Origin of the sequence: uncultured Eubacterium sp. (assembly GCF_937958975.1) — a bacterium.
In the GTDB taxonomy this organism is placed as follows: domain Bacteria; phylum Bacillota; class Clostridia; order Lachnospirales; family Lachnospiraceae; genus Eubacterium_G.
In genome coordinates, this window is record NZ_CALGRE010000022.1 from 12,091 (window position 1) to 38,306 (window position 26,216).

A 26,216-nucleotide genomic window follows, 5' to 3' on the forward strand; every position below is an offset into this window, starting at 1 on the left:
AAATTAAAATTACAAATGGAGGCGACAATTATGTCAGAAGCAAAAATCTATTATCAGGAAGATTGTAATCTTTCATTGTTAGAAGGTAAGACAATTGCAGTTATTGGTTATGGTAGCCAGGGTCATGCACATGCGTTAAATGCTAAAGAATCAGGATGCAATGTTATCATTGGATTATATGAGGGAAGCAAGTCATGGGCAAAAGCTGAAGCTCAGGGATTTGAAGTATACACAACAGCAGAGGCTGCTAAGAAGGCTGATATCATTATGATTCTTATCAATGATGAAAAACAGGCTGATATGTATAAAAAAGATATCGAGCCAAACCTTGAAGCAGGAAATATGTTAATGTTTGCTCATGGTTTCAACATTCATTTTGGATGTATTGTTCCACCGGCAGATGTTGATGTTACGATGATTGCACCAAAAGGACCTGGACATACTGTACGTTCAGAGTATCAGGAAGGAAAAGGTGTTCCATGTTTAGTAGCTGTAGAACAGGATGCTACAGGAAAAGCACTTGATGTAGCTTTGGCATATGCATTAGCTATCGGTGGAGCAAGAGCAGGTGTTCTTGAAACAACATTCAGAACAGAAACAGAGACAGACCTTTTCGGTGAACAGGCTGTACTTTGTGGTGGTGTTTGTGCACTTATGCAGGCAGGTTTTGAGACATTAACAGAAGCAGGATATGACCCAAGAAATGCATATTTTGAATGTATTCATGAAATGAAGTTGATTGTTGACCTCATTTATCAGTCAGGTTTTGCAGGAATGAGATATTCTATCTCAAATACAGCAGAATATGGTGATTATATAACAGGACCAAAGATTATAACAGAAGAAACAAAGAAAGCAATGAAGAAAGTTCTTTCAGATATTCAGGATGGTTCATTTGCAAAAGAATTTTTACTTGATATGTCAGATGCAGGACGTCAGGTACACTTCAAGGCAATGAGAAAATTAGCATCAGAGCATCCGGCAGAGAAAGTTGGAGAAGAAATCAGAAAACTTTACAGCTGGAATGATGAGAGCGGAAAATTAATCAACAACTAAGTAAAAACTTTTTTCAAGTGAATACTTACAATAAAAGAACACATTGCGGTTTTTGTGCAAGCACAAGCCGCAATGTGTTCTTTTATGATTATATCAATAAAACTATAATAACCAAAGAAAAAAGTATTGTGTTTGTAACTTGAAAGACTTATAATGTTATGGAAATAACAAAAGGGAGGATTCTTATAATGGGAATAAGAGCACAATTAGGAGATATTAAAAGAGCACTGAAATTTGAGGGCGGTTTTAAATATAAGTATACTTATTACAGATATAGAAAGATTGCAAGAAGAAAACAAGTAGCTGATTTTAGAATAGATAGAGTAGCGGAAATGTATACTTATGATTGGTTAGATTTTGAAGGAGCTACAAAGGAAGAGAAAAAGTGGTTTCACGAACAGGGAATTTTGTCTTACAAACTTCAGTGGTATGGAATAAATAAGGAAAATTATCAAAATTATATTTCAGACTTTGATTTTTTCGGAAAAGATAATTATATGAATACGGAATATTGTCAGTGGGCTGAAAACAAATTAAATACATATTATTTATTGAAACCTTTTAACAAATATTTGCCAAAACATTACTATTATGTAAGAAGCGGAAAAATTCTTCCTTTAGATGTAGAAGAAAAGAAAAATGGAAAAGTTGAAGATATTGTAAAATTAGTAAATGAAAGACCAATAGCAGCAAAGGCAGTAATTGGTGGTCATGGAACAGGTTTTTATAAGTTTGAGAAAAAAGAAGGTTTTTATTTAGTAAATAATGAGAAGAAATCATTAGATGAATTGAAAGAAATTATTAAATCATTAGATAATTATATTATTACAGATTATGTAATTCCACATAAAAAAATTAGAGAAATATGTGGTGATGATGCATTTGCAGTAATGAGAATTATTGCTATATATGATGAAAATGATGGTCCACAGATTACAGCTGTTATTCTTAGACTAGGCTGTAAAAATGCAGGTGTTGTTACCGATTTCAGTGGAACTATATATGTAGGCTTGACTTTGGATGAAGGAAAGTCATTTGAGCCTATATACAAAGAAAATGAATATTGTTACAGAAAAATAAAAAATCATCCGGATACAGGAGTGAACCTTGAGGGATTCCAGGTAGAAAACTGGGAAGAATTAAAAAAATTGGTAAAGGATGTGTGTGGATATGTGCCAATGACACCATATCTTTGTGTAGATATTATTCCAACTGATTATGGATTTGATATTTTGGAAATTAATAGTCATGGACAGGTTAGAGTCATTGAACCGCATTATCCATTTTTATCAAATAAATACAATAAAAAGTTATTTAAAATTAATAGAAAATAAGGGCTCTTTGTTGAGCTTGGAAGTAATTTCTATAAAAAATCGTGTGTAAATTTTTCTACACACGATTTTTTTATAAGTGATGAAGAAAAAGCAATTATCTGACGAAAGCGCTTTGATGACCGCATATAGTCTAAAAGTGTAATTGATATTGATTTTGGCGAATGTGTACCATTGGTTATTTTTGTCGATAACTTTTGGACAATTCATTCTCACTTCGACAGACTTTTCGAGGAATTATTTTTATAATAAATTCAAAAGGGGATGATGATGACACAGAATATTTATATTGATGTTTATTTTGGATTTAATTTTCTGATGGATTTTCTTGTAATACTGATTCTGGAAATAATAGTCAAAAGCAAAAAGGCTGTTGTCAGGGGAATAATTTCGTCAATTATAGGTGCGTTGTATGCAGTGATTTTGTTAGTGTTCAATATGAAAGGGGGAATGATTTATTTTTTAACATACATAGTTATATCGGAAATTATGCTATGGATATCACTGGGAAAACAAACGATTAAGGATAATTTAAAAAATATAATTATTCTTTATGGGATTACCTTTTTCATGAATGGAATTATAAATTTACTCTATTATGGTTTTGATGGTAGCCAAAATATTGTCAGGCGCGCAAACAGTACATATTATGGAAAAATTAATATCTTCATAGTATTGATAATAGGTGTGACTCTATGCATTGTAATTAAAAAATATTCAGACAGTATCACCAAATACATAAAAAATCTTGGAAATATTTATAAGGTTTCTGTTGTACTCGGAAGCAAGGAAATAGAATTAAAGGCATTGAGAGATACAGGAAACAGTCTTGTTGAACCAATGACGGGAAAACCTGTATCCATTGTTGAAAAAAGCACTGTAAATCAATTCAAAAATGAGACAATAAAATATTTGCTGATTCCTTATAATTCTGTAGGGAAAAAGCATGGTTTATTGGAGGCTTTTATCGCAGACAAAATCAGTGTAGATGGTATTGAAATTGAGAAAGCAATTATAGGAATTTATAATGGAAAATTGAGCCAGAATAATAAATACGAAATGATACTGAACCCTAATTTATTTGAAAAGGAGAAGTGAATGCTTTTAGAGACAATAAAAACAGCAATTAATATAAGAAATTTACCGATTTTACGAGGGATTTTAATACCGAGTGAAGGAGATTTACATTATATAGGGGGAAATGAAGTATTGCCCCCTCCTTTGGAAACGGATGAGGAGTCAGAATGTATCAGAAAACTAATTGATGAAGAGGACATGGAAGCGAGGTCTACACTGATTGAACACAATTTAAGGCTTGTGGTGTACATAGCAAAAAAGTTTGATAATACAGGAGTGGGGGTGGAAGATTTGATTTCCATCGGAACAATAGGGTTGATTAAAGGCATAAATACATTCAATCCGGATAAGAATATTAAACTGGCGACCTATGCATCAAGATGTATAGAAAATGAAATACTTATGTATTTAAGGAAAAATAATAAGACGAAGTTAGAAGTTTCTATCGACGAACCGTTAAATGTGGATTGGGATGGAAATGAGCTTTTATTGTCAGACATTTTAGGCACTGATGAAGATGTTATCTCAAGGGGAATTGAAAATGAAGTTGAGAAAAAATTATTATATAAGGCAATTGAAAAATTAAATCACCGGGAAAAGATTATTGTTCAGATGCGATATGGTCTCAATAATTTGGACGGAGAAGAAATGACGCAGAAGGAGGTGGCAGATACACTGGGAATTTCTCAATCATATATTTCCAGACTCGAAAAAAAGATTATCAAAAGATTAAAAAGAGAAATTTTAAAATTTGAATAACTAATTTCATATTTGTATAGAGAGCCATAAATTGGGCAATTATATTTATGTAAATAAATATATCTGCCGGGGGGATTTTTATGGCTCTTTTTAAAGTAGAAATATGTGGAGTGAATACAGCAAAGCTTCCGCTTTTAAGCGAGGAAAGAAAAAAAGAATTATTTCAAGAAATTAAAAAAGGAAATATGCAGGCGAGAGAGGAGTATATCCGGGGGAATTTAAGGCTTGTTCTCAGTATTTTGCAAAGATTTTCTAACAGCAATGAAAATGTGGATGATTTATTTCAAATTGGCTGTATTGGTCTGATTAAAGCAGTAGATAACTTTGATGATACTTTAAATGTTAAATTTTCTACCTATGCAGTTCCTATGATTTCCGGTGAATTGAAAAGATTTCTCAGAGATAATGCGGCAATCAGAGTGAGTCGTTCTATTAAAGATATTGCGTATAAAGCGATATATTGCAAAGAAAATATAATGAAAGAGACCAATACCGAGCCGACGGTCAATGAAATTGCAGAGCATATCGGAGTAACACCGGAGGAAGTTGTGTATGCTCTGGATGCAATTCAGAGTCCTGTTTCTCTGTATGATCCGGTATATGACCAGGGAGGTGATACTCTTTACGTTATGGACCAGATTAGTGACAAAAAAAATAAAGAAGAAAAATGGGTAGAAAATATAGTTTTAAATGAGGCATTAGATGGACTTTCTAAAAGAGAAAGAAAGATTATTGATATGAGATTTTTCAATGGAAAAACACAGATGGAAATTGCGGAGGAAATTGGGATTTCTCAGGCACAGGTCAGCAGACTTGAGAAAAATGCCCTAAAAAGTATGAAAAATTATATGCGTTAAAAACAAGAAACAGGTTATACCTTAAAGCATAGTATAATAAAAAAAGGTATGCTATGAGAATTGAAGACTTAAAGCGAAAAGAAGTGATTAATTGCTGTAACTGTAAGATTCTCGGTTGCGCAGATGATATAGAGTTTGATATATGTACAGGATGCATAGAAGCGATAATTGTTCCGGGTCCCAGCAAGTGGTGTGGACTGGTATGCAGTGATTTTGAGTATGTCATTCCCTTTAAATGTATTACACAGGTAGGACCGGATATTATTCTTGTAAAGGTAGATGAAGACGAGGTGAAACGCAAGGTTACGATGTTTTAAACGGCTTGACCAAAATATGAATATTATTTATAATTATCTAATGATAAAAAACTGGAGGAAAAAGGATGAAGTGCCCATATTGTGGAGAGGAAAATACGAAAGTTATTGATTCTAGACCGGCAGAAGAAAATAACGCTATAAGAAGAAGACGTCAGTGCGAGATGTGTAAAAAAAGATTTACAACGTATGAAAAAGTAGAAACAATACCTTTAATTGTTATAAAAAAAGATAATATTAGAGAGCAGTATGACAGAGGAAAAATAGAGGCAGGAATCCTGCGCTCGTGTCATAAGAGACCCGTGTCCTATGAACAAATTGTTTCGGTTGTAGAGGATATAGAAAATGAAGTTTTTAATATGGAGCAGAAAGAGATTTCCAGTACGATTATTGGTGAGCTGGTAATGGATAGATTGAAGAAGCTGGACCAGGTGGCATATGTTCGTTTTGCTTCTGTCTATCGAGAGTTTAAAGACGTAAATACATTTATGGCTGAACTTACAAAATTATTAAAGTAGAGTGAAAACAGTGTCAGTGTCCGACAAAACTACTTTCACTTTTTAGGAGGCTAAAATGCTTGAAAAACTGTTCCCAAAAGAATACTTGGCGTCTTTTGGCGATATTGACTTTGAGATGTACTATAAACAAGGTGTAAGAGGGATTATTTCAGATATAGATAACACGCTTGTCCCACATGGTGCACCGGCGGATGAACATATTATTGAGATATTTGATAAAATACATAGCCGGGGAATTGATACATGTTTGATTTCTAATAATAAGGAACCGAGAGTAGAACCTTTTGCATATGCGGTGAAATCAAAATATATTTTTGATGCACATAAACCGTCCATTAAAAATTACAAAAAAGCAATGGAATTGATGGGAACGGATGAGAGTTCTACACTGTTTGTCGGTGACCAGATTTTTACAGATATATGGGGAGCAAACCGTGCGGGGATTCAGTCAATTATGGTAAAACAGATTGATAAAAAAGAAGAAATTCAGATTGTTTTAAAAAGGGTACCGGAAAAGTTTATATTATGGAGATGGAAAAAGAAAATGAAAGAGCAGCAGTAATGCTGCTCTTTCATTTTTTGACATGGACGTTTGATACCGCTTTCTGTGACTATTCTGCAAAATATTTATTTTTAATTTCCTTTACGGGCATTTCCTTTCCGGTCCAGATTTTGAAAGCTTCGGCTCCCTGATATAAAAGCATGTATAAACCATTGAAAGTAGGACAACCTTTTTCTTTTGCCATTTGAAGTAATTTTGTCTCCATTGGATTGTAAATAACATCGGAAACAATTAACTTTTCATTCAATAATGAGAAATCTTTTATTATGCAATTATCAGTGTTTGGTGCCATACCTACCGAAGTTGCATTGGTCAATATTTTACTTTGGGAAATGGAGTCACCAAGAATGTCATCATTTCCAAGTTCAAATAAACAAGCCTTACAATCTGTATTGGAATTGACGCTTTCTATCATTTTTTCTGCCTTCTCCCAAAATCTATCCTTTATACTAAAAACATTTATGTTCTTTACACCATCCAGGGCAGCCTGAACCAGAATAGATGAAGCGGCGCCGCCAGCACCGAGAAGTGTCATTGTGTCACCGATAATGTTAAAGCCGGCATCTTTTACAGACTGCATATATCCGATTCCATCTGTGTTATATCCTATAAATTTTCCGTCTTTATTTACTACCGTATTGACAGCGCCAATCATTTTCGCAGCAGGTGATAATTCATCAAGCATTTCGCAAATGACAGTTTTATTTGGCATAGTGCAGTTAAAGCCGGCAATATTGAGCTGTTTCAGCCCTTCAAATGTTGTTTTTAAGTTCTCTTCTTTGACATCAAAACAAAGGTACACATAGTCAAGTCCTAATAATCTGAATGCTTCGTTGTGCATTAATGGTGACTTGCTGTGAGCTACAGGGCTTCCAAGAAGACCGGTAAGTTTTGTGTGACCTGTTATTTCATTTATGCATCCCATATGTTTTTCCACCTTTCAAAATATAAAATCTTTATTCAGTATAAGAGGTTTGTATAAAAAAGTAAACCATTGCATTGACTAAAAATGCGTGCTAACTTATACTTTAGTTATTGAAAAATTGGAGGTACCTATGAAAAGGATAGACTGTAAAAATATAGTTTTAGACAGTGAAGATACGAAGATATGTGTTCCTGTTATTGGAAAAAATAGAGATGAAATCATTCGTCAGATTAGTGAAGTTGTGAAATTGTCTCCGGATATCATTGAGTGGAGAGCGGACTTTTTTGAAAGTGAAGCATTGACAGAATATGAGAGTGTTTTAAATGAAATGAAGGGCATATTGGGAACTATTCCAATGATTTTTACATTTAGAACATTAAATGAAGGTGGAAACCGGGATATTAAATGGGATGAATATTATAAATTATGCTGTTTTGTTGCAAAAATAGGTAATAATTATAATGTATCGTTTATTGATATAGAAGCCTATAGAAATAAAGAACAGGCGAGAGTGCTGATTGAGGAGATAAAAAAATATGACATAAAAGTTATTGGCTCAAATCATCATTTTGACCGGACACCGGGTAGGGATGAAATGATTGAAATATTAAAAACGACAGAGGAGCTAGGTGCAGATATCAGCAAGCTTGCGGTTATGCCGCTGGAAAAAGAAGATGTGTGGAGTTTGATTGAGGCATCGGAGAAGGCGGATAAAATGTTAAAGGTTCCGATTATTACAATGTCTATGGGTGAGCTGGGAGCAGTAACGAGAATTGTTACAGGACTGACAAAATCTGTTGTGACATTTGCGGCGGGTGTGGGAGCATCGGCGCCCGGACAGATAGATATTAAAAAAATGAGAAAGTTATTAGACATAAATAAAAGTTATAATTTTCAGGGGAATATCGCTTTGATTGGTTTTATGGGAACGGGGAAAACGACTGTGTCAAGGGCTCTTTCTATGATTACCGGTTTAAAAGAGATAGATGTGGATGCCTATATTGTTAAAAAGGCAGGTATGACCATTAGTGAGATTTTTGAAAAATTTGGAGAAGAACATTTTAGAAAGTTGGAAACAGAAGCACTCCGTGAGATTGTAAACGCAGAAGGACAAATTATATCTTGTGGTGGAGGTGCAGTTTTAAAGGATGAAAATGTTGAGCTGTTAAAAAAGAATGGTACAATTGTGTTACTTACGGCTTCGCCGGAGACGATATTTGACAGAGTAAAGGAACATACACACAGACCAATACTAAATAATGACATGAGTTTGGGACATGTAAAAAGTCTTATGGCAAAGAGGGAGCCAAGGTATCAGTCGGTCGCCGATATCCGGGTGAATGTGGACAGTAATGACAGAGTTCTCACCTGTTATGATATGCTGTGTCGGATAGAAGAAAAAGGTTGAAATATATTAGGATATATCATATAATAGTGACAGTGTGAGCAATCACAAACGAACTTTTAGGAGGAAAAATTATGGTAACAGCAGGCGATTTCAAAAACGGTATTACAATTGAATATGAGGGAAAGATTTGTCAGATTATCGAATTTCAGCATGTAAAACCGGGAAAAGGCGCAGCGTTCGTTAGAACAAAATTAAAAGATATTAAGAGTGGTGGTGTTGTAGAAACAACATTCAGACCGACAGAAAAATTTGAAAATGCACATATTGATAGAAAAGATATGCAGTATTTATACAATGATGGTGATTTATATTACTTTATGGACGGAGAAACATATGACCAGATTGCTATTGGTGCAGAGAAGGTTGGAGATTCTTTGAAGTTTGTTAAGGAAAATGAAACAGTTAAGATTTGTTCCTGTAAGGGTGATGTGTTTGCTATTGAACCACCAATCACAGTTGAATTACAGATTACAGAAACAGAACCGGGATTCAAGGGAAATACAGCAACAAACGCTACAAAACCGGCAATTGTTGAGACGGGAGCTACGGTATATGTTCCTTTATTCGTTGAGCAGGGTGAGACTATTGTGATTGATACGAGAACAGGTGAATACTCAAAGAGAGTATAAATATATAGTTTAGTTGCAAAAAAAGCTACGGTTTCGTAGCTTTTTTTATATATTTGGAGTGCGGAGTGCAGCAAGTCCCTCAAGAATTGAGGGGGAGTTCGAAGCAGACTTGTCTGTTTTGTTATAATAATATTAAGGAGTTTAAAATGAAAATTGTAATATTAGATGCGAGTACCTTGACGATAAATAATGATATAGATTTTTCAATTTTTGAAAAATATGGTGAATTAGAAGTTTATGATTTCACAGAAGATAAACAGGTGGCAGAGCGAATTAAAAGTGCAGATGTAGTTTTGTGTAATAAATCACCAATGAATAGGGAAAATTTAAGTAAAGCGCCAAACCTCAGATATATTGGTCTGTTTGCAACAGGTTATAATAATATAGATTTAGAATATACAAGAGAGCATAACATAACAGTCTGTAATGCAGGCAGCTATTCTACTGAGGCCGTAGCACAACATGTTTTTGCCTTGATACTTCATTTTTATAACACAATTACGAAGTATAATGAATTTGTAAAAAATGGAGGGTGGATTAATACCAACAAGTTTTCTCCGTTTATGGAAATGAAAGAATTATATGGGAAAACTATAGGAATTATAGGTTATGGTTCCATAGGGAAAAAAGTTGCAATGATTTCAAATGCATTTGGAATGAATGTGCTGGCATACAGTCGCAGTGTCATAAAAAATGGTCATCAAATACATAAAAATGAGGAGTCTGTGGAGTATGCTGATATCGATACAATATTAAAAAAATCTGATATTGTTACGATGCACTGTCCGTTGAATAAAGATTCTGAATGTATGTGTAATATGGACTTTTTCTGTAAAATGAAACGAGATAGTCTGTTTATTAACACATCTCGTGGAGGGGTAGTGAATGAGAAAGATTTAGTCCGGGCGCTCAACAATGACATTATTGGAGGGGCGGCCTTAGACGTGGTAGAAAAAGAACCGATGACGCCTAATTGTCAGTTATTAAACGCCAAGAATATTATTATTACACCTCACGCAGCATGGGCTCCATTGGAGACGAGAACCAGGCTTATTAAAATCGTTTCAGAAAATTTGCAAAAATGGCTTGCAGGAACCCCTATAAATGTTATAGAATAGAACGCAGAGAGGTGTTGGGTTAAGACACATAATCTAATACAATGTCAATTGGGAGAACGGATATTTCCCATAATTGTATTTAAATTTTTAAGTTAAAAGGAGGAACAATCATGAAAAGATTGGCGAAGAAACTTGCAGCATCAGTTCTTGCTTTTACTCTTGTAATTGCTATGGGAACTACATGTTTTGCAGCAAACTGGGGAAGCTACTTCGGTGCAAATGAAGGATGGTACGAAGGAGCAGAAGGAAAATTAAACTCAAATAAAGCATCAGGCTTTACAGCAGCTATTGACGCTGTTGGCTGGGGCGGAGTTTGGGGAGCTCAGGTGTTTATGGATGCTACAAACAGCACTGGTAAGGTATCTGTAAAGAAAGGTCAGACATATACACTTTCATTTCAGATTAAAGCTACTAACATTACAAAATTTGTTTATGTAAAAGTAGCTACAGGTGAGACACTTGCATATTCAACATGGGTGAAGGTTCCAGCAAATAAGACAGTTAAGTTCAGCAAGAAATTTAAGGCAAAAGCAAATGCGAACACAGTTTATTTTGGTCTTGGCGGAGATATCGGAGATAGAACTGACGTTTCAACAGACGAAGATGCAGCTACAAGATACAAAGTATTCAAAGATCAGTATAAGCAGGTAGCAGAAGTTGGACTGGCAAATGATGCAAATGGAGATTACACAGCATCAACATTGATTACAGTATCTAAATTTACTTTGATTGGTCAGCCAAAGGTTAAATCTGCAAAATCCACAAAGAAGGGTAAAGTTACAGTTAAATTTGCAAAAGTTGACGGAGCATCAAAGTATAAAGTAAAAGTTGGTGGTAAAGTTACAACAACTAAGAAGACATCTGTTACAGTAAAGGCAAAAGCCGGTAAGAAAGTTGCTGTTCAGGTTGCAGCAGTAGCAAAGTCTTCAGGAGTGACTGGAGCATATAGCGCAAAGAAGAGTGTTAAGGTAAAGAAAAAATAATTTAAGAAGATACATAGAGGGCTATCAGAGTTTTGTCTGATAGCCTTTTATAATGCAGAAAAAGTGAAAACATATGAATTTGAAGTCGGAAAGGGTCGAACGATTTTTTACATATTTGGAAAATATTAGTGTATAATAATACTGATAAAAAAATAATAAACCAAAGTGTGGTAAAGGGGGAAATACAATGATTGACAAAGTTATTGAAAACAACAGAGTGAGTATTATAGGAGAGATAGTTTCTGGATTCAGATTTAGCCATGAGGTGTTTGGTGAAGGTTTTTACATAGTTGATGTGTCTGTAGACAGGTTAAGTGAATTGACAGATGTAATTCCGTTGATGGTATCGGAGAGACTGGTGGACATCAATGAAGATTACCAGGGAAGGCTGGTAGAGGTATCAGGACAGTTTCGTTCTTATAACCGACATGAGGGAACGAGAAACAAATTGGTCCTTTCAATATTTGTGAGAGAATGGGAGGAAGTCGAAGAAAATCTGGAGGCAGGAAAAACAAATCAGATTTTTCTGGATGGTTATATTTGTAAGCCACCGATTTATAGAAAAACACCGTTAGGACGAGAAATTGCAGATTTATTGATTGCAGTGAATCGTCCATATGGAAAATCAGATTATATACCTTGTATTGCATGGGGAAGAAATGCCAGATATGCTTCAACATTTGAGGTTGGAGGACATATACAAATCTGGGGAAGAGTACAGAGCAGAGAATATGTAAAAAAGATAAACGAGGATGAGAGTGAGAAGCATATTGCTTATGAGGTTTCCGTAAGCAAATTGGAATATATTGATGAATAGTGATGGAAAAAAGATTATCTGCCTTTGGGTAGATAATCTTTTTTATAAATGGATTGTTTTGAAACATTTTTTATGATAAAGTAAAAATTAGAAAGAACGTTGAGAGGAGAAGGATACATGAAAAAAATATTATCTATTATCTTATCTGTGGTAATGTTATTTTCGGTTATAACAATTAGTAATGTTTCGACAGATAGTGCCAGTGCACGGGAAACAGACTGGAAAAGCAGGGCTGTAATCGCACCGGAAGAAGGAGAACTGGCAGGAGCAGGTTATATTAATATCAAGTTTGATACTACATTGGAAAATGCTGAAAGCTATACGGTGTATTTTGACGGAAAAGCAGAAAATAAATTGGTAGATGGAACTATGGCTACGATGACATTTGCGGCAAAACCCGGTGACACGACACAAACTTGTGAAGTATATTCTGTTGCCGTAAAAAATGCACATACGGCATACGTTGTTGCCAAGATGAAAGATGGAACAAGCATTACATCAGATATGAGAACTTTTTACATCTCTAAAAAAGGTTTGGCAATGGGCGCAGATATGAGTGACACTGTGGAAACCGGTAAGTTAAATATATCATGGTATTATAATTGGGCTGCTACAGCTTTTAATAGCAGTGTGGATGCCGGTGTGGCACATGTTCCTATGGTTTGGGGTGCCGCACAGTCAAATTTGAGAGATATTAAGAAGATAACAGATGATTCTAATTATATTTTGGGATACAATGAACCGGATATTCCTTCGCAGGCGAATCTTTCGGCAGGAAAAGCATTAGCTGCATGGAAATATATCGAAGCGTTAGGAAAGAGAACGGTATCGCCGGCTTTAGCTGTATATACAGGCGGATTTATGGACAAATTTTTAAAAACAGGTGATACATATGATTCGACGAAAGAAGAAAAAGAAGAAGAATCGGACACGGAAGAAGGGGAAGTGATACCGTTAGAAGATGGTTTTTATGCCGCTGTAGATGTAGATGCAGTAGCGCTTCATAGATATGGTGGAGCAAAATCAGGCACAGATTTTGATGTTAGATATTTGACATCTGCAGTTGATTATCTATGGGATAAGTATCATAAACCAATATGGGTTACAGAAGTTTCAGTCACAGGTATGAAAGGCGGATATTCTGATTGGAGTTATGAGTATCCGGGAGCCTTAGAAAGAATGAAAAAATATGTTGCACAAATTATTGAAGCAATGGATGCTGATGATAGGGTGGAACGTTATGCGTGGTTCCCATATAATGTGGAAAGCTCCAATGAGATTGACGGTTTAGATGGGTGTGGAACAACTGCATTGTTTGATTATGAGAGTGGAAAATTTACAGAGCTCGGAGTTTTGTATTCGACAATGGGAAATCCGGAAGGATATGTGCCAAAAGAAATTTCAGATGATGAGAAATATGTGTGGAAAGAACCTACTACAGAACCGGAAACTTCTAAAAAAGAAGAACCAAGTACAAAAGTAATCGTAGAACCGACAAGTAAGCCATCTCAAACGGGTCCGGCATTAAAACTCGGGAGAGTAAAGTTAAAAACAGCTAAAAATAACAAAAAGAAAGCGGTTTCTTTAAAGTGGAGCAAGGTAAACAAGGCGAAAAAATATCAGGTACAGTATTCCTTAAATAAAAAATTTAAAAAGTCTAAAAAGTATAAGACTAAGACAGTATCTGTTTCAAAGCTTTCATATGTTGCCAAAAAACTTACAAAGAAAAAGACATACTATTTCAGAGTGAGGGCGTTGAATGGAAAAGTTTACGGTGCCTGGTCAAAGGTTAAGAAGATTAAGATAAAAAAATAACAAGATGTATGAGAGAGTGAGAGGAAACTTTTGCTCTCTTTTTTTCTTAGAAAGAAATTTTTATCAAAAATACTATATATTACATAAAAATATTTTTATTGTAGAGATATGTGAAAAAAATAATTGTAAAATATATGCAAATCTTATTGTGAATATTGTATTATTTACCGAAAATTGTAAGAATAGACAAAAGAAATATGACATAAAAGTGATTTTATTTGTATAAAAATACTATTTTGTGATTGAATTGAAACGTTATTTATGTTATAATTGCCCTAACTGAAAATTAGGCGTTTTCAAAGAAAAAGAAATTAAGAGGAGGAATTGAAAATGAGAAAGGTTTTCAAGAAAATGATTACAGGTGTAATGTCAATCGCATTAGTTTCTTCATTATTAATTGGTGTTAGTACAGTATCAACATCAGTTAAGGCTGAAGATACAGCAGCATTAACACCTTGGGTAGTTTATTCAGCAGGACAGATAGGCAGAAGTGCAGACCCTAACGGCTGGCCTATTCGTTATTATAATTCATTTGCCACAACAGCAGGTGAATCAAAGACTAACTGGGATGCGAATTTCCCTAACAAGCAGTATGTAGATGGCGGTGAGGAAACATGGACAACCACAAAAGTTGCTGATGGATTTACTGCTAATATAGCAAATACCGGTTGGGATGGAGATGACTGGGTTGGTGATGCGCCAACAAAAGATAATCCATATATGCTTAGAGCATGGATGCCTTCTATTAAGTTAAATGAAGGACATTTTTATACAGTTACATTTGAAGCAAAATGGGTAAAAGGTGGCGAAAATGCCGATAAAGCACCTGAAAAGAACATATTAGTGCTTGCCAATGATGGAAATACAAACAATGTCGTTAATAAAGTTGTTACAATAAAGTCAGGCGAAACAGTTTCTGTTGAGACAGACCAGTTTGGTGCATACGGAACAGATTCCATGGAATTATCAATTAACATGGGAGCATTTCTTGCATCATATAATGCAGGACTTACAACAGAAGACAAAGCAGCTTCTGGTGTATTAACTATTTCTAATGTGAAAATTCATGATAAGGGATTAGATCCAAATTATGATTTTCCACCTGAAAGACCGGATAATCCAACTGCACCTACAGAAGAAGTTACAACGAAAAAAGTAACTCCTACACAGCCACCAGTAAAGCCGACTGTAAAGAAACTTGCAAAAGTTAAAAAACTTAAAGCTAAAAACAGCAAAAAAGGTACAGTTAAGATTACTTGGAGAAAAGTTTCTAAGGCAAAGAAATATCAGATTAAAGTAGGAAAGAAGACATATACTACAAAGAAAGCTAAATATACCGTTAAGAAACTTAAAAAGGGTAAAAAATACACAATTAAAGTTCGTGCTACAGCTTCAGGATATAAAGCAAGCGCATGGGCTAAGACAAAAGTTAAAGTTAAAAAATAATTTTGTAAAAACAAGTTAAGCAGAAACCCAATGCTTATGCATTGGGTAACTGTTTCGTTATCAGAAAAAATTGAAAATTAGTCAGGAGGACTAGGAGTGAGAAAAGGATTTTTTAAGAAAGTAACAGCTACAGTTCTTGCACTTACAATGATAGTGGGAGCAACAGGTGTAGTATCAGCAGCTAAACATGCAGCTAATGGTGCGAATATTGCTTCAAATATCAAATGGGATTATTATTCCGTACTTTCTATGAAAGACCATAAGGCTGGTGAAGATGGAAGCAGACAGCATCCATACTGCTGGTATCATGCATTGACACATATTAGTACAGAAGATTATCCAAATGGTCAGGTTCCGGGAAAGGATTTTGTGACAGACGGATATGTTGCTCAGGGAGCAACTTCTTCAGCTTTTACATTTTATGCTGTTAATACAGGATGGGATGGTGAATATAATAGCCGTGATGGTTCTTTGGTAGGAGATAATCCTTGGGGACTGAGAGCGTTTTCATCAAATATTCCTGTAGAAAAAGGTCGTTCATATACACTTTCATTTAAATATAATAGTAGTTTAAAAGGTAAGACAACAGTATATGAAAAAGATGCAGATGGTGAATTTAAGTTAGATGAGAATGGTGATAAGATTCCTGTAAAAGATGCTGCAGGAGAGGTTGTACAGGAAGATAATTTTATTAAGCATGTAGGACTTAGTGTAATCAATCCGGCGAACAACAATGGATTAGATTTTACAGCATATTCAGGATGTACTTCAGGTGGTTTCTTTGTTGCAGATTCAAGTAATAAAAATGAAAAAACTATTTCTGTAACATTTAAAGTACCTAAGACTTATCCGGGAAGTGAAGTAGCAATTCAGTTTGCTATGGGAGCTTATCTTGTTACATATCCGGATGAGCTTGCTATGAAGGGTAGTCTTAACATTAGTGACTTAAAACTTACAGCAGGTACACAGTATTCAGTGAAATACTCATATGGAAAGAGTTCTTATACACAGTATGTAAATGCAGGTGAAAAGGCATCCGGTTACCAGTTTGCAGTGAAAGGTAAAACATTTACCGGATATAAGAATGCTGCAACAGGAGCAAAATATAGTCTTTCTACACCTGTTAAAGGTAATCTTAACTTAACATGCGTATACAGTGCAACAAAGAAGCCGGGTAAAGCGAAAGTTAAGTTTACTGCTCAGAAAAAGAAAGCTAAACTGTCGATTAAGAAAATTGCGAATGCTAAGGGATACGAAATTAAATATGCAAACAACAGCAAGATGAAGAAAGCAAAAACAAAGACGACAACAAAGACAAGCATTACAATTAAAAAATTAAAGTCAGGAAAGAAGACATATTTCCGAGTTAGAGCTTATAATTTAGACTCGGCAGGAAAGAAAGTATACAGTAAAAAGACATTAAAGAAAACTGTAGTAATTAAGTAGTTAAGCAAGAGATAATTGAAAGGGTGGAAGGGTTATATTTTATGTAACTTATTCTGCCCTTTTTTCTTATACCTAAGTTATTAAGTTCTTTCTTGCATCAATATTGTCAAATATAATATAAAAATATGGAGGTATCTATGAGTAAGGTAAAGCAAATATTGTCAATAGTTTTATCGATTGCAATCCTATTTTCAGGTATAACAATTAATGATACAGTAAAAGCAGTCGACGATGCTGCAGCATTATGGAAAAGCGAAGCAATTATCAGTCCGGGTCAGAATAAGCTTGTGGGAGCAGGATTTATCGATATTAAATGGAATAATTCACTGGAAAATGTAAAGCAATACAAGGTATACATTAATAATCAATTAAAGAAAACAGTTTCTCCCAGTGGAACTACAATGAAATATGAATTTTATACAACGAGTGTAAAAGGTTATGATGTGCGTATTGATGCTCTGTTAAATGATGGAACAATCGTGAAAACGGATACAAGAAAATTTTATGTAACAAAAAAGGGTATTTGTGTAAATGAGAAAGATATGGGGATTGCCGTAGACCCGGCTTCCATGAATATTGGATGGTATTATAATTGGGGATATAAATCATTTAAAGACAGCAATTTTAAAAACCACAAATTTGACGATACAGAATTTGTATCTATGTTGTGGGGAGATAGTCCGGTAGATATTTCCACAAGATGTCAGTATGCAAATAAAAAAGGATATAAATATATGTTGGCATACAATGAGCCTGATTTACAGTGGGAGTCCAATAAACAACCGGACACTATGCGTTATCGTTGGAATGATATGATTGATAATAAAGGAAGTTTAAGACTTGGCTCTCCGGCAACAGAGTCGTTTCAGATTAATTCGGATAAATGGTGGACACCATTTTGGAATGGTTTAAATACGACACAGAAAAATAATATGTCATTTATTGCGGTTCACGCATACCAGCATTTTTATGATAATGCAGATACGGCACTGCAATATTTACATGCTATTGATGAAATCTATGCAAAATATAAAAAGCCGATATGGGTAACAGAGTTTGCTGTGGCAGATACTTATAACAAATTTAGTCTTAAAAATGCAAAACAAACTGCTCAGGTACAGGAGTTCATGAAAATCGTATTAAAAGGATTGAATGAGAGAAGCTATGTAGAGAGATACTCATGGTTTGATTTTAATCCAAATGATGAGGTGACGGGAGCATCAGGAATATTTTATTATGAAACAGGTAAGCTTACAACATTGGGACAGATTTATGCTAATATAGGTAATCCGACAGGATATAATGCAAAGAAATACAATGTCGCATCGTCAACAACAAAAAATACTTCTATGGCGGCATGTACGGCCGCAGTTCCGACGGTACTATATAGTGTGAGTGCAAAAAAGAAAGCATTTAAGTATAGTATCAAATCTGTTAAACGAGCATCAGGCTATCAAATTCAGTATTCGTTGAACAGCAAGTTTCGCACTAAGAAGAAATATAAAACTAAGATAAAAAATATATCAGCGACAAGTGCTACTACCAAAAATGGAACAATAAAGAAACTTCTAAAAAAGAAGAAATATTATGTGCGTGTGAGGGCATATAAGATAATAAACGGGAAGAAGTATTATTGTAAATGGAGTGGAAAAAAGAAAGTAAAAACGAAGAAATAAGTAACGGGAAATATAAGATAAAATGAGAAGGGTTGTTAACAGCCCTTCTCATTTGTAGAATTGAAAAAGATTGGGTTTAGGTTTATGACGAAGAAAAAAATATTAATATTTCTTGCGATATTATGCACAATAGGTATTGTGACAGGGATAATATCAGTTCATATAAGTGAAAAAAATCGAATACGAATAATAAATGAAAATCGTGGGGAATGGAAAGAAAGTGCGGTAACTTTTCCGGAAAAAGGAACATTGCAGCCTGCCGGATATATTACAATTCGTTGGAATGAAGCAGGAAAATTAGGAGATGTTAAAGGATATAAAGTATATGTCAATGGTAAAAAAATAGCGGAGACAGATGGAAAAACCAATACATGTGAGTATTATTCTACGGCGGTAAAACTTCATACTGTTTATATTGAGGCTGATTTGGAGAAAGGTTCTAAAATATATTCAGATAAGTTTTCTTTTTATGTAAATAAGAAAGGATTCTGTATGAATAAAGACATGGCGAGAAAGGTGGATGCTGATGATTGGGGAGTTTCATGGTATTATAATTGGAGTACAACAAAGCATAATTATACAAGTTTTCAAAAGTTACAATTTGTGCCGATGATGTGGACTACAGCGCCAACAGATAAGAAAGAAATAGCTGTTTTTCCAAAGTTGGGATATAAATATGTATTAGCCTTTAATGAACCGGATTTAGAAGAACAGTCTAATATTTCCGTAGATGATGCTGTGGAAGGAATGAAGGCGTTTATGAATCAGGACTTATTGGTAGGTTCACCTGCTACAGCGCTTTGTCCACCGTGGTCGGATAGCTGGTTTGTTCCTTTCATGGAAAAAATGAAAGCAGAAAAAATGGATATCGACTTTATTCCAATCCATCATTATTGGAATTGGTGGAATGAAGAAGGCGTGAAAGCTTTTTTGGAATTGGTTGATAAAACTTGGGAAATGTATCACAAACCGATATGGATAACAGAGTTCGCTACAAGTGGTGTTCCGGGTAGAACGAAACAGATGAGACAATCGGTAATGGATTATATGCAAGGGGTTATTCCGGAGTTAGATAAAAGAGACTATGTTGAGCGGTACGCATGGTTTTCATTTAGTCCAACAGATTATAAAAATGGTGGTGCAGCCCTTTTAAATCATTATATGGGAGACATTACCGATTTGGGATATCAATACCAGAAATTAGGTCTGCCCGAAGGATATGGAGATGAAAAAGTATTGTTACAACAAAAAAATACAACCCCTGATATAATCAATTAAAAAAGATATAGGTACACATTTAAATGAAAAAAGCATATGATAAATAGTAACAAATGACAATTCAGCTATCTGTTAGAAACGCCTGGCGATTTCTTACTATATTGGTTGACACTATGATAAGTCAGTGTTATTATAGTTACAGTTAAACAATAGTAGAGGTTGCGCTGATTATTAGTAAGCTATATGATGTTTCCGAAGACAAAAGATTATAGCCCAAAGGATGATGCGCCGAAGGAATTAATTATCGGAGATTATTTCTTGGGCATGCGGTTAATAGCCGTATGACTGTCATGTACGGTAGATTGTATATGGAGAGCTACTTATAAGTTTTATATTAGAATTCTTATAAGGAGCTTAATTTAAGCTCCTTTTACTATGGTTGACTAATTACATATGTTTAGGAGGATATGAAATGTCTATTTTTAAAGGTGCAGGTGTAGCGATTATTACACCATTTCATGAAGATGGAACAATTAATTTTGAAGAATTTGGAAAAATTATTGATGACCAGATTAATGGTGGTTCTGATGCAATTATTGTTTGTGGAACAACGGGTGAGTCATCGACGATGAATGATGAGGAGCATATAGCCACAATTAAATATTGTGTAGACAGAGTTGCTAAGAGAGTTCCGGTTATCGCAGGTACAGGTTCTAATTGTACAAGAGAAGCTGTAAACATTTCAAAAAAAGCAGAGGAAGTGGGAGCTGACGGGCTGCTCTGTGTAACACCATATTATAATAAGTGTACACAGGAAGGATTGTACCAATATTATAAAGCAATTTCGGATGCGGTAAATATTCCAATTATAATGTATAACATTCCAGGCAGAACAGGTACAACAATTCAACCGGAAACGGCTGTGAGAATTGCAAAAGAAGTAGAAAATGTTGTAGCAATTAAAGAGGCATCAGGAAATATTTCAGCAGTTGCCAAACTTGCTGCGTTGGCAGATGGCTGTATAGATATATATTCAGGAAATGACGACCAGGTTTTACCATTACTTTCACTTGGTGGAAAAGGTGTTATATCTGTTTGGTCACATATTGCTCCTAAAAAGGTACACGATATGGTTCAGGCATATTTTGATGGAGACGTTGAAACTGCTACAAAATTACAATTAGAAGCTATTGATGTAATAGGAGCATTATTCTGTGAAGTAAATCCTATTCCGGTAAAAGCGGCAATGAATATGTTAGGTTATAATGCAGGTTCTGTAAGAGCACCACTCACGGAACTTTCAGATGCGAATAAAGAAGTTTTAAAGAAGGCATTAAAAGATTACGGTGTCCTTTAAGGGGCGGTAAAATACCTTTTGAGAAAAAGATTAGACACGGAGGTTAAATAATGGTTCATGTTATTATGCACGGATGTAATGGCAAAATGGGAAGAGTAATAACAAATCTTGCAGCACAGGATGATAATGTCGAGATTGTGGCAGGTATCGATGCATATACCGGCGTTGCAAATGAATATCCGGTATTTTCTTCCATAAAAGAATGTACAATAAAAGCCGATGTCATCATTGACTTTGCAGTGACAGCGGCAATTAGCGATTTATTGGATTATGCTGTAGAGACACAAACACCGGTGGTTATATGTACTACCGGTTTGTCAGCACAACAGTTGGAAAAAGTTAATGAGGCGAGCAAAAAGGTTGCGATTCTACGTTCGGCAAATATGTCTCTTGGCATTAATACATTGATGAAACTTCTTAGAACAGCGACAGAAGTATTGGCAGATAGAGGTTTTGACATTGAGATTGTGGAGAAACATCATAATCAGAAAGTGGATGCACCAAGTGGTACTGCACTGGCATTGGCTGATTGTATGAATCAGGTGTTAGATAATGAATATGATTATACTTATGACAGAAGCACTGTACGAAAAAAGAGGAATAAAAAAGAAATCGGTTTATCGGCAGTTCGTGGTGGTACGATTGTAGGTGAACATGAAGTAATCTTTGCAGGTATAGATGAAGTGATTGAGATTAAGCATACAGCATATTCAAAAGCCATTTTTGCAAAAGGTGCTATCGATGCAGCAAAGTTCCTTGCAGGAAAAGAGGCAGGAATTTATAATATGGCGGATGTAATTGATTAATTAAAAAATAAAAAAACAAAAAGGTTTATCGCATCTAAATAGTAGATGTGATAAACCTTTTTGTTTTTTAGTGATATTCTTTTTTGTATAAAAAAGAAAAATATGAAAACAATAATCTTATCGGAAGAAAAATCAAACATTTTTGATTTGGACCGGTAAGATATCGATAAATCAATTGGAGGATTATATTATGAAAACATTAAGAAATTACTTATTAGCACTTACTTTGATGATGGCAGTATTTACTTTTGCTGGATGTGGAAACAATAATGATGACAACGAGACAAGTAATAATACTACAACAGAAGTAGATAATGCATCTACAAACAACGGAGGAAATTCAGGTATTATAAATGACACAACAGGTAATAATGATATGGATAACAACAATGGAAATGATAACAATGGGGTAATAGATGATATTGGTGATGATATCGAGAGTGGTGTAGATGATATTGCTGATGACGTAAACGGAAACAACAATAACAACAAAAATAATAACAAGAAGAATAATGACAAGAATAACACTACTACAAAGAAATAAAAAAGGTATCTTTTATGGAATATAAGCATATTTTATTATGATAAAGAGTTTTGTTATGGTTAAATATGGCTTATAAAATAATTTTAGACCCAGGACATGGGGGTTCTGACCCTGGTGCAACCTTTAATGGAAGACAGGAAAAGGATGATGCGCTGGCACTTGCGATGGCAGTAGGACAGCTTTTGAGCAATGCAGGGTTTGATGTGGAGTATACAAGGACGACAGATGTGTATAATACACCGTTTGAAAAAGCTATGATTGGAAATAATGCAGGTGGAGACCTGTTTGTATCTTTTCACAGAAATTCCTCTGCTGTTCCCAATATGTATAATGGTGTACAGACACTAGTGTATAATGATGAGGGAATGAAAGCCGAACTGGCGAGAAATATTAACAGAAATCTTGTGGCGTTAGGATTTGAGGACAAAGGTGTGGTTGAGAGACCTAATTTAGTTGTGCTTAGAAGGACAAAGATGCCATCGGTATTAATTGAGACGGGGTTTATTAATTCAGACAAAGACAATGAATTATATGACACAAGATTTGATGAAATTGCTCAGGGAATAGCGGATGCTATTATAGACACGTTGGATGACCAGGGAATAACTGCAACGGACACACAGAGCTATAAAATCCAGGTTGGTGCATTTAGAAATGGTCAGCTGGCAAATAATATGACAGCACAGTTAAAAGCTCAAGGATTTCCGGCAATGGTTATATCGGAAGACGGTCTTTATAAAGTTCAGATAGGAGATTATGAGAGTCTGGATAATGCTGTAGCTATGGAGCAGAGGTTAAGAGCTCTTGGGTATAATACATTTATCAGAAGTTAAAAAAATAATGTATTTACAATCCGCATCCTAAAAGTGGTTTTAGGATGCGGATTTTTATTCGTTGTATTTAAGGAGAGAAAATGTTAAAATTGTTCTGATATTAACTGGTATTTTTTTCAAGGAGATAGATATGAATCATGGATTTATAAAAGTTGCGGCAGCGACGCCAAAGATAAAAGTGGGAGATTGTGGACACAATGCAAAGGAAATTTGCAGATTAATTGATGAAGTTTACCAAAATGGTGCTCAGTTCGTGGTTTTTCCCGAATTATGTATTACAGGATATACAGCGGCAGATTTGTTCTGGCAGAAAAATATGCTGGATTCAGCTAAAAGAAAATTGATGGAGATTGCAAAACATATTGTAGACATGGAAGTGATTGCAATCGTAGGATTACCTATTGTTTATAAAGAGAAGCTCTATAATTGTGCGGCAGTTTTATATGATGGGGAAGTTAAGGGGATTGTACCAAAATCATGCATTCCGAATTATTCTGAGTTTTATGAGGCAAGACATTTTTCTTCTGGAAAAGATATTGATGACTATCTGGATTTTTCCGAGATTAGGTCAGAAGATGAAAAATTCGTAATAGGTGGTTCTTATATTATCAAAAATTTCAGGTTAAATAATTCATACGATGATGAATATGACGACGAGTATGATGATGAGTTTGACATGCTCAATGATTATATTCCTTTTGGTACAAATCTGGTATTTCGTTGTGAAAATATAGAAAATTTTATTTTTGCTATTGAAATATGTGAGGATTTGTGGGTACCGAATCCACCGAGTACAGGTCATGCCCTTGCAGGCGCTACAATTATTGCAAACCTTTCAGCAAGTGATGAGACTACCGGTAAAGATGTTTACAGGAGAATGCTTGTGTCAGGGCAGTCTGCGAGAACTCTTTCTGCTTATATCTATGCAGATGCAGGAGAGGGAGAGTCTTCCACAGATTTGGTTTTCTCGGCACACAATATTATTGCAGAAAATGGAAACATAATATCAGAAGCACAACGTTTTAAAAATGAAACAATTTATGCGGATATTGATTTAGAAAGATTGATTGCTGAGAGACAGCGAATGACTACCTTTGAGCCCAATATGGATGATAAGATAAAACCTGAATATGAGTCAATTGAGATTTCGATGGAGCCTATTCGTTTTAAGTTTAACAGGCATATTGATAACGCTCCGTTTGTACCATCGAATGAGATAGAGAGAGAAAAGAGATGTGAGGAGATTTTATCTATTCAGACAATGGGGTTAAAGAAAAGGCTAGAGCATACAAATTGTAAAAATGCAGTTGTAGGTATTTCAGGGGGATTAGATTCTACATTGGCTTTGTTAGTTACAGTGAGAGCTTTTGATAGTCTTGGACTTGACAGAAAAGGTATATTAGCTGTTACTATGCCAGGCTTTGGAACAACGGATAGAACATATCATAATGCAGTGGAATTGATTCGGGTTTTAGGATGCGATTTTAAGGAAGTAAATATCGCAGAGGCTGTGGAACTTCATTTAAAACAAATCGGTCATGATATCAGTATTCATGATATTACTTATGAAAATGCTCAGGCGAGACAGAGAACATATTTGTTGATGGATTTTGCAAATGAATATAATGGAATGGTAATTGGAACCGGAGATATGTCGGAATTAGCTCTTGGATGGGCAACATATAACGGAGACCATATGTCTATGTATGGTGTAAATTCAGGTGTACCAAAAACCCTGGTAAGACATTTAGTAAAATATTTTGCAGATACATGTAGTGATAATGTCTTATCTGATATTTTAAATGATGTTTTAGATACACCGGTAAGTCCGGAACTGCTACCACCAAAAGGAGGAAAAATCTCTCAAAAAACAGAGGATTTAGTAGGACCTTATGTATTGCATGATTTCTTTTTGTATTATGTATTGAGATTTGGTTATACACCTAAAAAAGTGTTATTTTTGGCAGAAAAAGCATTTTATGGAATATATGATAGAGAGACTATAGTGAAGTGGTTAAAGACGTTTTACAGACGTTTTTTTGCACAACAGTTTAAGAGAAGCTGTCTGCCGGATGGACCTAAAGTAGGGTCAGTAGCAGTTTCACCGAGAGGGGACTTGAGAATGCCAAGTGATGCATGTGTAAAAGAATGGCTAGATGAGTTAGAATAAATAAAAGCTGTGGCAATGTATGAGAGCTAACATTGCCACAGCTTTTATTTATTCTTACCTTGGTCTATTGTATCTACGATAGCATTGTATAACATCGTATATGTATATTGGCTGTCTTCAGAAAATTTTATGTTTTCAATAGACTGGGTATCAACAATTTGTTTTGCGATATCTTCAAATGCAGGTTCCACAAGAGGGTACATTGTAGTAATCGTGTCACTTATATTGTCCACTGTGATTGAATTAATATGGTCGCTGTCGAGAGTTACAGTGACTTCCATTGGATTTCCGTTCAGTGTTACACAGGAAGTATATACTCCGGCCTCATATTGTCCTGATGAAGTTTCCTTTTCTTTTTCATCATTGTTTTTGTTACAGAACATAAAAATTAATGAAATCACGAGAACAATGCCAAGGAGTACAAATACTACGGTATATATAAGCTCCCTTAAATGAAATACCATGAATTTTGGACTTTTTCCCATACTGACTCCTTACTTATAGTTTTTTTGTTTTTATAGCCTCACGTCGTAAGACGCTTTGTTCTATAT

General features: G+C 34.9%; 25 protein-coding genes and 1 riboswitch. Of the genes, 23 read left to right on the forward strand and 2 right to left on the reverse strand.

What is annotated here, in order from left to right:
- Positions 1 to 30 precede the first annotated feature (30 nt).
- The 8 genes from ilvC (at position 31) to Q5O86_RS03650 (ending at position 6,474) form a co-directional block, all read left to right on the forward strand.
- Positions 31 to 1,056: a ketol-acid reductoisomerase gene (gene ilvC, locus Q5O86_RS03615; RefSeq protein WP_302625785.1), complete on the forward strand. Its 1,026-nt coding sequence runs from the start codon at positions 31 to 33 to the stop codon at positions 1,054 to 1,056.
- A 188-nt stretch (positions 1,057 to 1,244) separates the two neighbouring features.
- On the forward strand, positions 1,245 to 2,390 hold the full coding sequence (locus Q5O86_RS03620; RefSeq protein ID WP_302625786.1) for a sugar-transfer associated ATP-grasp domain-containing protein: 1,146 nt from the start codon (positions 1,245 to 1,247) through the stop codon (positions 2,388 to 2,390).
- Positions 2,391 to 2,657: 267 nt separating this feature from the next.
- Positions 2,658 to 3,485, forward strand: coding sequence for a sigma-E processing peptidase SpoIIGA (locus tag Q5O86_RS03625; RefSeq protein WP_302625787.1), 828 nt, complete (start codon positions 2,658 to 2,660; stop codon positions 3,483 to 3,485).
- Entirely contained in the window at positions 3,486 to 4,223 is a 738-nt protein-coding gene (gene sigE, locus Q5O86_RS03630) for an RNA polymerase sporulation sigma factor SigE (protein WP_302625788.1), read from the forward strand.
- 80 nt (positions 4,224 to 4,303) lie between these two features.
- Positions 4,304 to 5,080 carry an RNA polymerase sporulation sigma factor SigG gene (gene sigG / locus Q5O86_RS03635; RefSeq protein ID WP_302625789.1) on the forward strand — a complete coding sequence of 259 codons (777 nt, stop codon included), beginning with the start codon at positions 4,304 to 4,306 and terminating at the stop codon, positions 5,078 to 5,080.
- A gap of 53 nt (positions 5,081 to 5,133) precedes the next feature.
- Positions 5,134 to 5,397 carry a PRC-barrel domain-containing protein gene (locus tag Q5O86_RS03640; protein WP_302625790.1) on the forward strand — a complete coding sequence of 88 codons (264 nt, stop codon included), beginning with the start codon at positions 5,134 to 5,136 and terminating at the stop codon, positions 5,395 to 5,397.
- A 65-nt stretch (positions 5,398 to 5,462) separates the two neighbouring features.
- Positions 5,463 to 5,912, forward strand: a complete 450-nt coding sequence (gene nrdR, locus Q5O86_RS03645) for a transcriptional regulator NrdR (RefSeq protein ID WP_302625791.1) — start codon at positions 5,463 to 5,465, stop codon at positions 5,910 to 5,912.
- 55 nt (positions 5,913 to 5,967) lie between these two features.
- Entirely contained in the window at positions 5,968 to 6,474 is a 507-nt protein-coding gene (locus tag Q5O86_RS03650) for a YqeG family HAD IIIA-type phosphatase (protein WP_302625792.1), read from the forward strand.
- A 49-nt stretch (positions 6,475 to 6,523) separates the two neighbouring features.
- Here the strand turns inward: Q5O86_RS03650 and Q5O86_RS03655 are convergent, their stop codons facing one another.
- Positions 6,524 to 7,399, reverse strand: a complete 876-nt coding sequence (locus Q5O86_RS03655) for a shikimate dehydrogenase (RefSeq protein WP_302625793.1) — start codon at positions 7,397 to 7,399, stop codon at positions 6,524 to 6,526.
- Between the two features lie 130 nt (positions 7,400 to 7,529).
- Here Q5O86_RS03655 and aroD point away from each other — a divergent pair, with 130 nt between their 5' ends.
- The 15 genes from aroD (at position 7,530) to Q5O86_RS03730 (ending at position 25,665) form a co-directional block, all read left to right on the forward strand.
- Positions 7,530 to 8,807 (forward strand): type I 3-dehydroquinate dehydratase, encoded by a 1,278-nt coding sequence (aroD, locus tag Q5O86_RS03660; protein ID WP_302625794.1) that lies wholly within the window; start codon positions 7,530 to 7,532, stop codon positions 8,805 to 8,807.
- Between the two features lie 71 nt (positions 8,808 to 8,878).
- Positions 8,879 to 9,436 (forward strand): elongation factor P, encoded by a 558-nt coding sequence (efp, locus tag Q5O86_RS03665; protein ID WP_302625795.1) that lies wholly within the window; start codon positions 8,879 to 8,881, stop codon positions 9,434 to 9,436.
- Between the two features lie 146 nt (positions 9,437 to 9,582).
- Positions 9,583 to 10,554 (forward strand): D-2-hydroxyacid dehydrogenase, encoded by a 972-nt coding sequence (locus tag Q5O86_RS03670; RefSeq protein ID WP_302625796.1) that lies wholly within the window; start codon positions 9,583 to 9,585, stop codon positions 10,552 to 10,554.
- 110 nt (positions 10,555 to 10,664) lie between these two features.
- Positions 10,665 to 11,537: a hypothetical protein gene (locus Q5O86_RS03675; protein WP_302625797.1), complete on the forward strand. Its 873-nt coding sequence runs from the start codon at positions 10,665 to 10,667 to the stop codon at positions 11,535 to 11,537.
- 187 nt (positions 11,538 to 11,724) lie between these two features.
- Positions 11,725 to 12,354 carry a single-stranded DNA-binding protein gene (locus tag Q5O86_RS03680; protein WP_302625798.1) on the forward strand — a complete coding sequence of 210 codons (630 nt, stop codon included), beginning with the start codon at positions 11,725 to 11,727 and terminating at the stop codon, positions 12,352 to 12,354.
- Between the two features lie 117 nt (positions 12,355 to 12,471).
- A complete protein-coding gene (locus tag Q5O86_RS03685; protein ID WP_302625799.1) occupies positions 12,472 to 14,169 on the forward strand; it encodes a glycosyl hydrolase in 1,698 nt (565 codons plus the stop codon).
- A 330-nt stretch (positions 14,170 to 14,499) separates the two neighbouring features.
- The gene (locus tag Q5O86_RS03690) at positions 14,500 to 15,615 is read left to right on the forward strand and encodes a hypothetical protein (protein WP_302625800.1); all 1,116 of its coding nucleotides are present in this window, start codon (positions 14,500 to 14,502) and stop codon (positions 15,613 to 15,615) included.
- Between the two features lie 96 nt (positions 15,616 to 15,711).
- A complete protein-coding gene (locus Q5O86_RS03695; RefSeq protein WP_302625801.1) occupies positions 15,712 to 17,061 on the forward strand; it encodes a hypothetical protein in 1,350 nt (449 codons plus the stop codon).
- A 137-nt stretch (positions 17,062 to 17,198) separates the two neighbouring features.
- The gene (locus tag Q5O86_RS03700) at positions 17,199 to 18,737 is read left to right on the forward strand and encodes a glycosyl hydrolase (protein WP_302625802.1); all 1,539 of its coding nucleotides are present in this window, start codon (positions 17,199 to 17,201) and stop codon (positions 18,735 to 18,737) included.
- Between the two features lie 84 nt (positions 18,738 to 18,821).
- A complete protein-coding gene (locus Q5O86_RS03705) occupies positions 18,822 to 20,015 on the forward strand; it encodes a glycosyl hydrolase (RefSeq protein WP_302625803.1) in 1,194 nt (397 codons plus the stop codon).
- Positions 20,016 to 20,160: 145 nt separating this feature from the next.
- A riboswitch (Lysine riboswitch) is annotated at positions 20,161 to 20,342 on the forward strand.
- Positions 20,343 to 20,427: 85 nt separating this feature from the next.
- On the forward strand, positions 20,428 to 21,312 hold the full coding sequence (gene dapA, locus Q5O86_RS03710) for a 4-hydroxy-tetrahydrodipicolinate synthase (protein ID WP_302625804.1): 885 nt from the start codon (positions 20,428 to 20,430) through the stop codon (positions 21,310 to 21,312).
- Between the two features lie 50 nt (positions 21,313 to 21,362).
- Positions 21,363 to 22,118 (forward strand): 4-hydroxy-tetrahydrodipicolinate reductase, encoded by a 756-nt coding sequence (gene dapB / locus Q5O86_RS03715; RefSeq protein WP_302625805.1) that lies wholly within the window; start codon positions 21,363 to 21,365, stop codon positions 22,116 to 22,118.
- A gap of 190 nt (positions 22,119 to 22,308) precedes the next feature.
- Positions 22,309 to 22,662: a hypothetical protein gene (locus Q5O86_RS03720; protein ID WP_302625806.1), complete on the forward strand. Its 354-nt coding sequence runs from the start codon at positions 22,309 to 22,311 to the stop codon at positions 22,660 to 22,662.
- Positions 22,663 to 22,727: 65 nt separating this feature from the next.
- Entirely contained in the window at positions 22,728 to 23,495 is a 768-nt protein-coding gene (locus Q5O86_RS03725; protein WP_302625807.1) for an N-acetylmuramoyl-L-alanine amidase, read from the forward strand.
- 130 nt (positions 23,496 to 23,625) lie between these two features.
- Positions 23,626 to 25,665, forward strand: coding sequence for an NAD(+) synthase (locus tag Q5O86_RS03730; RefSeq protein WP_302625808.1), 2,040 nt, complete (start codon positions 23,626 to 23,628; stop codon positions 25,663 to 25,665).
- A gap of 44 nt (positions 25,666 to 25,709) precedes the next feature.
- Here the strand turns inward: Q5O86_RS03730 and Q5O86_RS03735 are convergent, their stop codons facing one another.
- Positions 25,710 to 26,150, reverse strand: coding sequence for a hypothetical protein (locus tag Q5O86_RS03735; protein ID WP_302625809.1), 441 nt, complete (start codon positions 26,148 to 26,150; stop codon positions 25,710 to 25,712).
- Between the last annotated feature and the right edge of the window lie 66 nt (positions 26,151 to 26,216).